Below are 13,005 nucleotides of genomic sequence, written 5' to 3'. Positions count from 1 at the left end.
CCCGGGCGAAATCAGGCGCGTACGGCCGCCGTCACCTCACCGTGGAACTTGCCGATCAGGTCACTGAAGGCCTGGAACAGCGGCTTGAAGCGGGCCGGGTTTCCGTCTGCTGTCGCGAGCAACTGCGCGCTGTGATAGTCCTGCACGAATGAGCTGAAGGTGTCGATCAGGCCGCGGATCTTCTTTTCGAGCACCTCGCTCGCTTCGATCGCTGCGCGCTGCTCGTTCGCACGTGCCTCGAGGTCAGACAATTCCGCCTTGGCTTGTTGAAGTTGAAGGTCGATGGCCTCGTGTTCGGCGAGCTTGTCCTTTACCGCTTCCTGAAGGCTCGTGTAGGACTCGGGCAGGGTCGGTACCGGCACTTCAGTCTTCACCGGGTTCGCCTTGAGCCTGACGATATCGGCGGTGAGCTGCTCGACCTCGCGCTCTTTGTTGGCGAGCGTCTGTTGTAGCGTCGCGACCTGTTTGCCGGTCGATGCGAGGGAAACCTGCGTCTCCTGGGCTCTCACTTTCTCGCGAGATTGCTCCTGCCGAACGTTGCTGAGTTCGGCCGACAGGCGGTCGATTTCCTTCTGAGCGTCGTCCAGCCGGCCGATGGTGGCATGCAGTTGCGAAGTTGCCTCCTCGATGCTGTTGTCCTTTCCGGCGATTTGGTCTTCCAGCGTCGCGATGAGCTGTTTGACTTCGCTCTTCGTGAGCGTCGGGTCATCGCGCTTCGCTTCGATCACCTTCTCGATGATGTCGTCGCCGATGTGGTTGTGCACCAGCAGCGACATATCGCTGTACGTCAACATTTCGACCGCGCCGATGTTGCTCGAGAACTTGTTGTAGACACGGATGTACAGGCTGACCGACGACTTCGACTTCTGGAACACCTTGGTGAGGAAAGAGTAGACCAGCTCGGCCGCCCGGTTCCTGACCTTCTGGTTGTCGCCTTGCGTGCTGACGAAATGGCCGATGACGGATGCATGGATGTGGGCGAAATTGCCACCGATCCGCATGTGCTCCTGCAGGATCTTGCGCGTCGAGTGGGCGACTTCCTCACTTTCCTGAATGATTGTTCTAATCAGGCTGTCCGGCAGCCCGGTGAACATCTCGCGGGCGGCGGTGGTGAGTTCAAGCTGGTCCGGCACATGCGCGAACGTGGCTTTCAGTTCGAGATCGCCGTCCGCCGACGTGGCATTGTCAGGAACGGTCGGGTTGAAGTTCTCGTCGTCTTCGGGCTTCTTCGGCGGCTTTTTGGACAAAGCGCTCTCCAGTAGAGGTTGGGCCTTCCCTGGCACGGGTTCGGCGGATTGCCGGATCGGGTGACGCCCCGTCCGACGGAATTGAGACCTGGCGGCCTGCACCAGCTTACGCGGCGCTTTTCAGTGCCAAGAGGCGAAAGCTGCACGAAACAATGTGTCTTTCGCCAAATGGCGCGCGTCGGCGATCTGAAACTAGAAGTTACAGACTGTAAGAAAATGTAAACCGGTGGTCATATGTTTACGGATGAATCTGCGGCAACTTTATGGCGGTGAGCCGATAGCGCCGATCCGGTCGGGTCGTCCACGCTCAGGCGGCGCACGACGCTCCACGCGGCCCGCACGTTGATGTTCGGATTTCCGGACTTCGCGTGGCGATCTCGTTGGGTACGCAACCAGTAGCCCAGATCGGGCAGAGTGACGAGCGCAAGCGGCAGGTTGGGGGAGAGCGAGCGGTTGTCGTTCGCGAAGACGCCGAGGCCCTGGACGTTCCAGACGGAGGGCAACGTGCCGCGGAGGAAGGCAACCTTGGCCCGGTTTTGGCTGATCGGCGAGCGCCGTTCCTCGAGCTTGCCGCTCGGCAGGTGGCACACGACCGTATCGGCGCTGCTGCCAGGCGTAATGGTGCCGGCCCAGTTCTTGGTCTCGATCACGAAGATGCCAAACGGCGTGACAACCAGATGGTCGACTTCGGCGGTCGGGAACTCGGTGCCAGGCGCGTGGAGCAGCAGCAGCGCAGTGGGGTGGACGTAGAAGTCGTTGCCGCAGAGCTGCGACAGGACGCGGCGCAGCTCGCCGAGCACGCGCGCCTCGCCAGCATCGCCCGATGCCTGGCTCCTGGTAACCGGGGGAGGCGATTGGCGACGGGGATGGGCCTTCGCGTAGTGCTTGACCAGTGCCCAGACACTGGCGACAACGATGAGAATCCAGAACATTGGGATGCGCCTCGGTTGATGAAGTGACGCGTCCAGTTTGTCTCCGATTTTTCGAAGTCAAGTTCCGGAGAAAGCTATACGATTTTCTGGAGCATTCTCGGTTTTGCCCCACAACCGGTTGCGTTCGGACGGTTCGGCCAAAGCTGTACGCGATTGGCGAGCATTCCGAGTGCACCGTGCGTTGGTGCGGCTTACCCTACTTCTATCACGCGTTTCCGACGCATCGACCTTCCTGAGCCATCCGGCTCTGCCATTTCGCGGCTTGCCCGCGCCTTCCCAGTTAATCGGCCTTGAGCGATTTCGTGTGTTGACCAACGAGGTCGCAGACGAAAGCGCTTTGCGCCGATTTCCTTGCTCGTTCCGAGCATCGAAACCACCGGGCGTTGTCCGGACATTCCCTTGTTCGATTTTCTCTGGAGAGAAACATGTTGAAGTCCCTTTTCAGCGGCGCGTTCAAATCGCCGGTCAAGTTCCTCGCACTGTGCTTGGCGGTCTACATCGCGGCGCACTCGATCATCGTCGCGCTGTTGATGGCGGGTGCTGCGTACAACCACTTCAAGAATGGCGCGAAGAAAGCATCGCATCAGCCCGAGCGTGATAGCGCCGATCGTCACGATGCTGACGAGAGTCCGCGGCACGCGAACCGAAGTGCCGTCGCACCTGTGCATTCCGATGGGAAGGCACCGGTTGCCCCGCAACGTCAGTATGCGAAATCCGCAGTTGTCATCCCCATCAAGGCTTCGTCGAACCAGACGAATGCCCACCATCTGAAAACTGGCACGAAGTAAGTCGCCCCAGTCCGACCGTGCGAAGCAATTCGCATGGTCGTCCTATCTCCCACCGGGAACCACGTTCCCGGTAAGGGGAATGAGGTGCCCGGTTGATATCCGGAGCACGCTCATGAAACCGCAAGTTGCTGGTTGGCAGCTCGACATGTTCGGCGGTGATTCGCCGATTCTCATCACTCCACCCAAACCCGATCCTTTGCCGGATCCCGATCGCTGGGAGCCGCACGTGCGGGAGAAGCTCGCCGAGGCCGTGGTCTTCTTCGCTCTCGACAGCCGGCATAGCGACAACGTCCCCGAGGCGTTGATCGACTGCGCCGAAATGCTGCATCAACGGCTGTGCAACCGGCCGGTCGACAAGGTCGACTACTACGCGACGCTCGGCTGGATCATGGAGCTATGGACCGGGGCGATTCCCTACTCGATCGTCTGCGCACTCGGTCGTGTCCGACCGCGCGCGATGCAGGACGCGATCCGCGATGTTCCGTTGCTCAACTATGACTTCAACCGACTCAATCGCTGGTGCAGCGGTCAGCTTTCGCTGGAGGCGCAATGGGCGGTGTAGCCATGTTCTTCACGCGCGTGCTCGCTCAGGCCTTCCCGGGCAGCCCTCGGGCATCGGCGTCGGCGGTCGAACCGCGCTCGTCAGCATGCGGCAGCGCGAAAGCTGTCGGCACTGGCGCGGACAACGAGACGTTCGTGACGATCGAGGGAGTCATCCATCTGTTCGTCGACGAGGGCGACTGTGTCGTCGAGTTCGTGCCCGCGTTCGATGACGCACCTGGCGACACGATGTTCGGCACGAAGATCCTGCCGGCGCTCGCGCCGCACTGGGCGATGCTGCATCAGCACTCGGTCTCGCTGAAGGACGCGATAGCGACCGCGATCCGCCGCGCAAGCGTGCCGGCGTCTTCTGCTTTGGGAGGCGCTTCAACCGCTGCAGGCTCGGACGGTTGGTCGCCTCGGGCGTTAGATGCGCAGCAACCGGCAACTGACGCCGAAGACGAGCGGCACCACGCAGAGTCCACAAGCGAGTCCAGTAGGTTTCGAACTCATCGTACTCGCAGCGATGACGTGGGCCAATCAGCCGCCGTCAAAGGCCGGATTACCGGCTGGGGAGAAGAGGAGTTTCCCAATCGTCGTCCCGGAAGGGCTTCCACCTACACGTCTTTCGCGCTGCGTCTCGATACGCGTAGCGGCGAGCGTGTTCTGCAGGGAGAAGGCTTGAAAGAGGCGATCAACGAGTGCGGTTGCCGCGTCGGTGAAATCGTCACTGTGAAGCGCCTCCGCAAGATCAAAGTGCCGGCCTTCCGCAAGGAAGACGGCTCCCCCATTCTGAAAAACGGCCAGCAAGTCATGTGGGACAAGTGGCTGTGGTCGATTACCAAGTGAAGGAGTTCTAGGTGGCATCTGTTAACAAAGTGATCATCGTCGGCAATCTTGGCGCCGATCCGGAAGTGCGATATCTGCCCAGCGGCGACGCGGTCGCGAACGTTCGCGTCGCGACGACCGATCGCTATAAGGACAAGGCGAGCGGCGACTACAAGGAAATGACCGAGTGGCATCGCATCTCATTCTTCGGCCGATTGGCCGAGATCGTGAGCGAGTACCTGAAAAAGGGCAGCTCGATCTACGTCGAAGGCCGCATCCGCACTCGCAAATGGCAAGGCCAGGACGGGCAGGATCGTTACTCGACCGAGATCGTCGCCGACCAGATGCAGATGCTCGGCGGCCGCAACGGCGGCGGTCGCGGTGACGGCGGTGGCCACGGTGGCGACAACGAGTTAGAGCAGGGCACGCGTCGTCATACAAGCGCCCCGGCCTCACGACAGCCGTCCGGTCAGTCGCCAGCAAACGCTGCGGCGCGTCCGCAACACTCGGCACCCCCGCCGGCTCAGTCGCAGTCGTATGGCGGTGGTGGTGGCTTCGACGAGATGGATGACGACATCCCTTTTTAGTATCGGACCCTAATTAAATCGGTCTGATTCGAAGGGTTTCCCGCAAGGGCTCACCATCCCGATTCTCCCTCCCGTTTTTTCTCACCTATAGCGTGCGACGTGCCTTCGGGCACATCGCACGCCGTCTTCCTTCCCTCCCGCATTTTCCTGTTCCGCTGACGTTGCTGAACCAAGCCGACGCGCCCGCGCGCGGCTTCGTTGAGCAAGCGTTTCTGCGCCTGTCTCAGGCATCGAAAAACCCGCAGTCCAACTGGAGAGATCCGTGAACGTGAAGTGTTTTTGCCTTTCGTCCCGCGCGGGGCTCTGCCTGTCGCGTCGATTCGACGTCCCGTTGGAGCTCGCGGCGGTGGGAAGGTTTGTTGATTCAACAGTGCCTGCTATCCGATGGGTGGCGGATGCACGCGTTTTCGCCGTTGTGCGAACGGAGGACGAATCATGGGAGAGCTGAAGAAGCTGGATCTCGCGGCCATCGACTGGACCAATGTTTTTCCGCATTACATCGACAGCCGATTTTTGAGTGGAAAAGGGCGGTGGTGGACCTGTCCGCTTTGCGATGGCGAGGAGACCTTCCGGATCTTCCCGCCTGAACGAGACCCCAACGGGGGTTGGCATTGCGCCCGCTGCCTGAAGGGTGGAATGGGGGCGACGCTGATCCATGAGGTGACGGGCAAGCCGTATCGCGAGATCTTCTACGAGCTCGAGACCGGCAATTACAACGGCGGGATTCCCCCCGCGATGGTGCGCAAGGCGAAGCCTGTCCCGGTCCGGCCCGAAAAAACCGACGAGCAGAAGTGTCGCGACATGCAGGCTGCGTGGGACGGTGCCGCTCCGGTGACGGTCGACTCGCCCGCGTGGACCTACCTTTCGACGCGGATTCCCGGGCTACGGCTCGAGTGGATCGGGCGCGACGTGCGCTGTCACCCTGGGATGGAGTACGTCGACGCCTTCGGCAAAAAGCAGGGGAAGTTTCCCGTGATGCTTCAGCGAGCACGGTCGCAGGCCGGCAAGCCGCGGCGTGTCCATCGCACCTACCTCACGGCCGACGGGGAGAAGGTTCCCTTTCTCACCAAGAATGGGAAATCGCGAGCGAAGTTGGAGATGAGTGCGCCGGCCGGCAGTTTTGGGTCATCGGTGCGGCTTAACACGACGAGGTCTCGCACCCTGGCGCTGGTGGAGGGCGCCGAGACTGGCTTTGCGGTCGTCGCACGGTACGAGAATCGCATCGAAGTCCGCTGCCTGCTGAATTGTGGTGGCCTCGAGCGCGCCGACATCAACTGGGACGATTACGACCACGTGATCATCTACGCCGATCGCGACAAGGTTGACCAACGGCGCGGCGTCAGGCCGGGCGAACATCATGCGCAGCTTCTTGCAGATCGCATTCGTGCGCTTGGCAAGCGCGTCTCGATCGTTAAGTCAGTGGTCGAGGGCGTGGATTTCTGCGACGTATGGAAACTGCAGCACCAGCGGCGGGCCCAAAAGCGTGATCTCGTGCGGGCCAGGCAACTGGCACGCGAAGAATCGCGGAGGCGGAACCTGTCGCGTACCGGCAGTAGCGGAATGTGTGCAGCGATGTGATTTCGACGCCGGCATTCGTCGGCACATTTTTATCTTACCCGGTGGGGATACGTCCCCTCCGGGCCGTATTGCGCCGGGCCACATCACGAGGTGAATGATGGGCGCGTTTCGACTGGTGCTGGATGAGTTTGAAGTGATCGAGGTGACGGCCAGGGTGGCGTCAGAGGGGGCGGCGGACGTTTCCGAAGGTCCGCGCTTCGATGTGATCGACCGGCAGCTCGAAGGCGACGATCGCTATATCCTGCGGGATGAAGCGTTTCAGCCGGCGGTCGATTTTTGCATGGCGTGGCTTGAAGAAAAAGAGAAGAGCCGGACGCACTAAACCTGACGACATGCGACTTCCCTCGGGAAGTCGCTTTTTTTTTGCTTAGTCGCCCACGATAACCAGGACGAGAAGGAGGACGACCTTGAAGACTCGCCACGCCCCGGCAGCCCAAAGGGTGCCGATCGCGCCAACAAGAAGAAACAGACTGGCGATGTCGCCCGCGCCATGGTTGTGCATGAAAGCGCCGGCCGTGAAGACCAGCGAGTACACCAAGACCAGAACGAGGCGGCGCAAAACGAAAGGCAATGCCCTGTAGCCGCTGCCGATGGTGGAAGGGAGACCGCCGATGATGCTCATTCGTCACCTTGGCGTTGCGCCGATCTGAGCGCGCCCGCGCAGTAGTAGCCCGCGATCATGAACGCTGCAGCGCACGCGAGAAATAGCGGCGACGTGAGCTTGTCCACGATTTCACCCGTCCGAATCCACTCGATCAGTTCCAGCATTTTCTTCTCCTTTTCTATCGATGCAAGACGCGTCACACGTTTTGAACACCTACCTCGTACTGCAATTCTCTCAGGTCTATGCAAAAAGCAAGCCACGAAAAAACGAGCCGATGGGTTGTCACGCCCATGCCCCCAGCTGATCGTGAAGCGAGTCGTCGAAGCCCGCGCCGTCAAGGCTCCCATCGCCAACACTGAGTACCTGAAACGTGTCGTCGTCGTGGGCGCCGGTCGCGCGCGCTTGCGTGGCCAGGGGTGATGCGGGCGTGACGGGAGGCGCGGCCATTGCAGGCGTTACGATGCGCGCCTGCCCGGTCAATTCCTGACGAAGCGCTGATTCGGCCAATGCTTTGAGGACGGCGGCCCGGCGACGGGCCGACGGACACGTGCGCAACCGCTCGAACAGGAGCGGCGACACGAGCTCGTTGATCGTGATGGTCATCTCGATCTTGTCGCTCATGTCCGCTCCTTATCGGCGTTCGCGAGCGACGCTGGATTCCCCGACCAGCAGGAACCCCCGAACGTTCGCGAGGCACGGTGCGTCAATCACCTCGATGACGACTCGCGGGAACGCTTGACGAATGACGGACGCATAGAGTGCCGCGCCTCCACCGGACAGGATGATCGATCGAACGTTCGCCAGACGGCCGACGTTGTTTTGCATTTCCTTCACGACGCCCGAAATCAACGGCTGCGCTTTCTCGAGATAGGGCGCGAGATCGATGTCGTTCCCGTAGAAGAAGAACGGCGTCTGCTCGCGCAGCGCTTTGTCGATCCGCTCGATGTCCTCGACCGCGTCGCCCTGGTCGCGTGCAATTAACTGGGCGATGCGCTGATAGATCTGCGATGCGCCGCCCGGCATGCCACCGCTGCGCTTGTCATCCATCGCGAAGCCGCTCGCGTATACCCAGTCGGTCGTGAAGTAGCCGACGTCGACGACGAGATGTTCAACGTCCCGGCCAAACCCGCCTTTCCGGTTGCTGGAGGCAAGGACGAGCGAGCCGAGCGGCTGCGGGATCACCATGACCTTGTCGATCTTCACGCGTCCAGCGCCGAAATCCAGCGTGCCGGTGAACCGCTCCATCAACGCGCCCGCGTACTTCTTCAGGTTGTGAACCGGCAGGCCGAGCACCAGGCGTTCGATATGGGTCACGCCGGAAAAGTGGATCGCCCCGAGGAGCAACGCAGCGTAGTTGTTCGTGAGAATGTAGTCGTCCGCCAGCGCGCGGCCGGTGTTGCCGTACGCGGCAGTCAGGGAAACGTCCGGGCCGACCTCGTACTCGACTTGGTCGATCACGATCGTGGCTACTTTGCGGGCCGTCAATACGCTGTCGCCGTATCCGGCGATCGAGCGACTCGCCGCAAGCGGCGCGAGCGACGGAAACATTCCGGAGGCCACGGCGTTGTTCGCGGCACGGTGCGCGTATTTCGTATTGCCGTAACCGACGTCGATAGCGAAGACTGCAGTTTTCAAGGGCGACTCCTTTGGTGTCTGTTTCAGGGAAGGCGAGTGCAACGTCGAACCCCGAGTCGAACTTCGGCACCGTCGCTTCACGAAAGTCCTGGATAAAGTCGGACATTGAGAATGGGCCGTTACCGAAGTCGGACATAGAGTGGGAGATTGCAACGGCGAGCCCTTGAATCTCCCGGATAAAGTCCGAGATTGCGTGATTCAGTCTATCGAGCGGTACGCAAAGTCAAGTTTTGGAAAGCGGCGCACTTCCCGACAGCTTTCGCGCTGCTAAGCGTGACGAAAAGGCCTATTCTGGGCATCACCTACCGCGTCATCGACGCATCGAACCGGAGCGCCTGGCGCTCACACGTCCCTTCTGGCCCCGTTCAGGGCCTCCAACGCAGTGAAATGTCCGGGCCGCACATTGACGCGGCCTTTTTCTGAAGCAAATCAAGTACACAGTGGTCCACCTTGAGGACCCCTGGACAGTGCGATATCCATACGATCGGCGGCGGTTTGCCGCAATGGGACGCAATGAGGACATGTGGACACCGGACACCGGACAGTCCACGCGACTTCATTTGCGTCTACTCACGCCCTTTCAGCGAACGAGCTGGGTGCGTTCAGGATGCCCGACACACCGCGGCCGACATGAACGTGCTTGGGGGCGGGGGAAGTCTTGCGAGCCGGAAAAACCGGTGTCGCGATTCCCTGATTGGAAGAACGAACGGTAGGCGCAGCCGTAACCCAAATGCGCAACAGGAATTGCCCGGCACATAGCCCGGCGCCGGCGACCGCGAGGTTCGTCGACGCCGAGACGCGTGAGCGTCAGGCTGGCAGGGTAGCCACGAAGCTGGACTGGGCGGAGCGAATCCGCGCAGCGCGTCCTACAAGCGGGCGCGAAATGGTCGGCGACCGTTTGCGCGAAGCGCGGACTGCGTCGGTCGTTGCAGCGGGATGGACAGTCGGATTGCATGCTCTTCCCATGCACCGGGCTGATCGGATGGAATCGCTAAAGGACAGGAAGCAGCAAGACCGCGCCGGCGGATTCCGGCGGAGCCATTCGCGCGAGCGAGGGCGAAAGAAGTAGTCATTGGCGCGTCAGGTAGGGGCGCGCAACGGACGGGAAAGGTGAACGTCTATGGGTCGCCGCGAGCAATCCAGACTGGCTCGTGTCGGCTGACGTGGGGAGCGTTTGCGCGGAGCGATGTCCGCCGGCGGATCACGGACTGATCGCGTCTGCGGAACCGACCGTGGGCCAACTGGGCAGCGCAGAGCGGTTCTTGACCGAGCGGCCGCGCATCGTACGATGGGTTCGCGAATGGCGTCGGTACCGATCCTTGGGATCGTGGTCGGCGATTTCGCGTAGCGTGATTGGGGGGCTGGCGCATGCGGAACCATGCGGCGCTCCGGATGATCGATTGACGACAGGAAGAGGCGGGTGGGTTCCGCCTGGTGTGAGCGGCATCGACCGCAAGGAGCAATTGGATGGCTGCGATCCTCAACGTTCGGGCTGTTGTGGGACGCTATCGACTGTCGCCCGAGTTTCGCGACGCGTTGCTGGTGCTGTTCGATCAGCATGTCGCCGAGATTCATAGCGCGACGCGGATCAGCAAACGGGCGCTGTCGATCAAGACGCAGGAATATCGGGCGACGGCGATCTGCAAGGCATTCGTCGAACTGCGCGAGGGTGGGTTCGCGCTGCAGACGCCATGGTCGCTGAAGACCAAGCACGTCGAGTACCTCGTTGACCGATGGGTCAAGGATAAGCAGTCGGGCGGCACGATCGAGAACAAGCTCACGTATCTGCGAGCACTCGCCCAATGGCTGGGCAAGGCGAACCTGGTCGGGACGCTCGGCGACTACGTCGATCGCCGTGAAATGGGCCTTGAGCGAAGCTACGTGGCGACGGAAGACAAGTCATGGGCAGCGAACGGAGTGGACGCGGTCGCGAAGATCGAAGAGATCGCGCAAACGTGTCCGTACACCGCGGTGCAACTCAAAATGCAGGCGGCGTTTGGGTTGCGTGTCGAAGAAAGCTTCATGCTGCGCCCGGCAGAAGCGGTGCGCGATCCGCACATGCTCGCAGTGACGCGCGGAACGAAGGGCGGGCGGCCGCGGGAGGTGCCGATCGAGAAGAAGGTCGCGATCCTGGAGAAAGCGGCGCGCTTGAGCAACGGTGTTACGGGATCCACGATTCCGGCCGGACGGACGCTGAAGCAGTGGCGAGACTGGTACTACTACGTGCTTGGGAAGCATGGCGTAACCAAAAGCGGCATCGGCGTGACGAGCCACGGGCTGCGTCACGAATATCTGCAGACGCTCTATGAACAGGTGGCCGAGGTGCCGGCGCCGATCAAGGGTTCGCCGGCACGTCCTGATCCTGCCGCGCATGAGGACGCGAAGCGCCGGGTCGTCGAGGCCGCCGGCCACAGCCGTCCGTCGAAGGCGAACGCGTACCTGTCGACTTTCGCCCGGCAGACGGAGCTGAAGAAACCGTTGCCGAGCGTTGCCGAAGCGGACGCTGCGCTCGAGGCGGCCGCCGGCAACAAGAGCCATGCTGCGGCGGCGCTGGGGATTTCGAGACAGGCGCTGTATAGACTGCTAGCATCGCCGTCGCCACGTCAGTGACGGTCGCAGCGGGATCTTGTCGGGGTAGCACGGAGGCTGTTGCCGGCGTCGATAGGACGGAGCCGCAACATGCAGTATCCGATGCGGATCAGGATGGGTCGAAGGGGAGCGTCAGGACGTCGTAGCTCTCCCGGCGGAAGAGCGGCGCGGCCGGATGCGTTTGTTCCCACGTGCGGTCCAACTCCGTCCAACGGTCCCATTCGTGTTCAGGCGCGTCTATCCCAGGAGGAAGGGGGCGCGCTTCTTCGTGGTCGCGGCACATCTGGGCGAATGCTTCGGCGGATTCTCTGGTGGCGAACGCGCGTACCGGGTCGCTACCTTCGTACATCGTGGACGCGTGAACGACGAAAATCTCCATGGCCGGCACGGGGCCGTTCGGCGGCGGCTGTTGCCGGAGTCTCTCTGCAGCGTTAAGGTCGGTCGGGGCATCAACCGGGTGTTTCCTATCGACAGCACTCATTCGCTTTCTCCTGTTACTGCATCGTCGAACAGGTCGCCAATCGCTCTCCGTGCCCGGCGCGTGGCTGCGACTCTGGTACGTCGATGCTCGGCGCCATGGGCAAGGCGGCAGCGCTGACAGAGCACCTTGAGATTGTCGTCGCTGGTGTGCTCGGGCGCGTGGTCGAGGCGAACAATCGTGAGGACGATCCTCGTCCACTTGCAGCCGCAGTATTCCGACGCCTTGCAGTATCCGAGCAGGCGGCCGTCATCCGCCGCGAATACCTCTCCGTCGCCTTCGAGGCGTTGGAACGTGCCGGCGTCCTTGTCGATGCCGCGCACGATGTCATCGCCGTTCGCAACGTGGCACTGCTCGCATCGGTTGCCTGCTCTTGCGAGGATGCGCGCGCGCGTGGGCGGCCGCGTCGCCGGGCAATGATTGTGGGATTCAGGTTTGATCGGCATCGATGTCTCGCTCGGGCGTGCTGATGCTGGCGACAGTGGCGTTGTCATGCAGATTCGTGCGTCCGGCAGTAACGACCTGTTCCACCGGATTCGGTGACGTCGTCGCGGCTGACCGGGGCTGCGATCGCCCGTTGTCGATCGCATGCGCGAGGTGCCGAGCATACGTGGACACCGCACGCCAATAGGCTGCCATCGGTCCCTTTCGGCGGGACCAGGCGATCTCCGCTTCCGCGTTTGCTTGCGTACGCAGCGCGCGAAGTACCGATGAGACCGCGCGACGTGACTCGGCCGGAAGGGCGAGGAGGTCGCGCGCTGCGGGAAGTTGCAACAGGGGATTGTTATAGCCCATTACGTTCTTCTCTCGATGGATTTTTCACGCATCTCCGCGCCGGACATCGCCGAGCACGTCGGTATCGGCAGCGTGCGGCTGCTCGACCCGGCATCTAATCGTGTCGAAGGCAGCAGACTAAGCGTAGCGCCATGCAGGGGAAGTCAAGTGAGCTGCATCAGGATTGAAACGCGCGTCGAACGGATCAAGTGAAATCGGGGTGCCGCCGGCGAACGCGGATTGCTGCCGCGATCATCTTCGCGCTTAGGCGATGCGTGCGGAGTCTTCAAAGCAACTGACGTCCGAGCGCCAAACGCGCCGGATCGCAAATGCAGGTCGCGAAGCGGGCGTGCGCCCGCTTGTTGAGGCTAGCGTTAGCCGGAGCATCGGAGAATGAGGCGAGAAATAGTCGGTGTAACGCCTGC

At 61.7% G+C, this 13,005-nt stretch carries 16 protein-coding genes; 7 read left to right on the top strand and 9 right to left on the bottom strand.

Features of this window, described 5'->3' with window-relative positions:
- Positions 1-11: 11 nt before the first annotated feature.
- Together H0X90_RS26720 and H0X90_RS26715 are read right to left on the bottom strand one after the other, a co-directional pair.
- Positions 12-1,247, bottom strand: coding sequence for a hypothetical protein (locus H0X90_RS26720; RefSeq protein ID WP_062911814.1), 1,236 nt, complete (start codon positions 1,245-1,247; stop codon positions 12-14).
- A gap of 230 nt (positions 1,248-1,477) precedes the next feature.
- Complete coding sequence (locus H0X90_RS26715) at positions 1,478-2,179, bottom strand: nuclease-related domain-containing protein (RefSeq protein WP_151062636.1); 702 nt, start codon at positions 2,177-2,179, stop codon at positions 1,478-1,480.
- Positions 2,180-2,604: 425 nt separating this feature from the next.
- Here H0X90_RS26715 and H0X90_RS26710 point away from each other — a divergent pair, with 425 nt between their 5' ends.
- The 6 genes from H0X90_RS26710 (at position 2,605) to H0X90_RS26685 (ending at position 6,822) form a co-directional block, all read left to right on the top strand.
- A complete protein-coding gene (locus tag H0X90_RS26710) occupies positions 2,605-2,967 on the top strand; it encodes a hypothetical protein (protein WP_062911816.1) in 363 nt (120 codons plus the stop codon).
- Between the two features lie 112 nt (positions 2,968-3,079).
- Positions 3,080-3,529, top strand: coding sequence for a hypothetical protein (locus tag H0X90_RS26705; RefSeq protein ID WP_062911817.1), 450 nt, complete (start codon positions 3,080-3,082; stop codon positions 3,527-3,529).
- Positions 3,517-4,356, top strand: coding sequence for a hypothetical protein (locus H0X90_RS26700; protein WP_196438298.1), 840 nt, complete (start codon positions 3,517-3,519; stop codon positions 4,354-4,356). The genes H0X90_RS26705 and H0X90_RS26700 overlap by 13 nt, the downstream gene beginning before the upstream one ends.
- 11 nt (positions 4,357-4,367) lie before the next feature.
- On the top strand, positions 4,368-4,922 hold the full coding sequence (locus H0X90_RS26695; protein WP_196438297.1) for a single-stranded DNA-binding protein: 555 nt from the start codon (positions 4,368-4,370) through the stop codon (positions 4,920-4,922).
- Positions 4,923-5,357: 435 nt separating this feature from the next.
- The gene (locus H0X90_RS26690; protein WP_062911820.1) at positions 5,358-6,500 is read left to right on the top strand and encodes a toprim domain-containing protein; all 1,143 of its coding nucleotides are present in this window, start codon (positions 5,358-5,360) and stop codon (positions 6,498-6,500) included.
- A 94-nt stretch (positions 6,501-6,594) separates the two neighbouring features.
- Positions 6,595-6,822: a hypothetical protein gene (locus H0X90_RS26685; protein ID WP_211195073.1), complete on the top strand. Its 228-nt coding sequence runs from the start codon at positions 6,595-6,597 to the stop codon at positions 6,820-6,822.
- A gap of 45 nt (positions 6,823-6,867) precedes the next feature.
- Here the strand turns inward: H0X90_RS26685 and H0X90_RS26680 are convergent, their stop codons facing one another.
- From H0X90_RS26680 to H0X90_RS26665, 4 genes are all read right to left on the bottom strand, one after another.
- Entirely contained in the window at positions 6,868-7,122 is a 255-nt protein-coding gene (locus tag H0X90_RS26680; protein WP_196438296.1) for a hypothetical protein, read from the bottom strand.
- The gene (locus H0X90_RS26675; protein ID WP_196217796.1) at positions 7,119-7,268 is read right to left on the bottom strand and encodes a hypothetical protein; all 150 of its coding nucleotides are present in this window, start codon (positions 7,266-7,268) and stop codon (positions 7,119-7,121) included. The genes H0X90_RS26680 and H0X90_RS26675 overlap by 4 nt, the downstream gene beginning before the upstream one ends.
- 118 nt (positions 7,269-7,386) lie before the next feature.
- Positions 7,387-7,725: a hypothetical protein gene (locus H0X90_RS26670; protein ID WP_196438295.1), complete on the bottom strand. Its 339-nt coding sequence runs from the start codon at positions 7,723-7,725 to the stop codon at positions 7,387-7,389.
- Between the two features lie 9 nt (positions 7,726-7,734).
- Positions 7,735-8,739, bottom strand: a complete 1,005-nt coding sequence (locus tag H0X90_RS26665; RefSeq protein WP_062911823.1) for a PRTRC system protein D — start codon at positions 8,737-8,739, stop codon at positions 7,735-7,737.
- A 1,467-nt stretch (positions 8,740-10,206) separates the two neighbouring features.
- Between H0X90_RS26665 and H0X90_RS26660 the strand changes: the two genes are divergently transcribed.
- On the top strand, positions 10,207-11,349 hold the full coding sequence (locus tag H0X90_RS26660) for an integrase domain-containing protein (protein ID WP_196438294.1): 1,143 nt from the start codon (positions 10,207-10,209) through the stop codon (positions 11,347-11,349).
- Positions 11,350-11,437: 88 nt separating this feature from the next.
- Here the strand turns inward: H0X90_RS26660 and H0X90_RS26655 are convergent, their stop codons facing one another.
- From H0X90_RS26655 to H0X90_RS35830, 3 genes are read right to left on the bottom strand one after another with little or no spacing between them, the layout of a single operon-like run.
- A complete protein-coding gene (locus tag H0X90_RS26655) occupies positions 11,438-11,809 on the bottom strand; it encodes a hypothetical protein (protein WP_196438293.1) in 372 nt (123 codons plus the stop codon).
- A complete protein-coding gene (locus tag H0X90_RS26650; RefSeq protein WP_196438292.1) occupies positions 11,806-12,252 on the bottom strand; it encodes a hypothetical protein in 447 nt (148 codons plus the stop codon). Before H0X90_RS26650 ends, H0X90_RS26655 begins: the two co-directional genes overlap by 4 nt.
- Positions 12,236-12,601, bottom strand: a complete 366-nt coding sequence (locus H0X90_RS35830; RefSeq protein ID WP_230877622.1) for a hypothetical protein — start codon at positions 12,599-12,601, stop codon at positions 12,236-12,238. Before H0X90_RS35830 ends, H0X90_RS26650 begins: the two co-directional genes overlap by 17 nt.
- Positions 12,602-13,005: the final 404 nt, after the last annotated feature.

This window comes from Burkholderia sp. 9775_39 (assembly GCF_015712225.1).
Classification (GTDB): Bacteria; Pseudomonadota; Gammaproteobacteria; order Burkholderiales; family Burkholderiaceae; genus Burkholderia; species Burkholderia cenocepacia.
The sequence above is the reverse complement of the archived record's forward strand: the minus strand, read 5'-3'. Positions and strand labels throughout refer to the sequence as shown.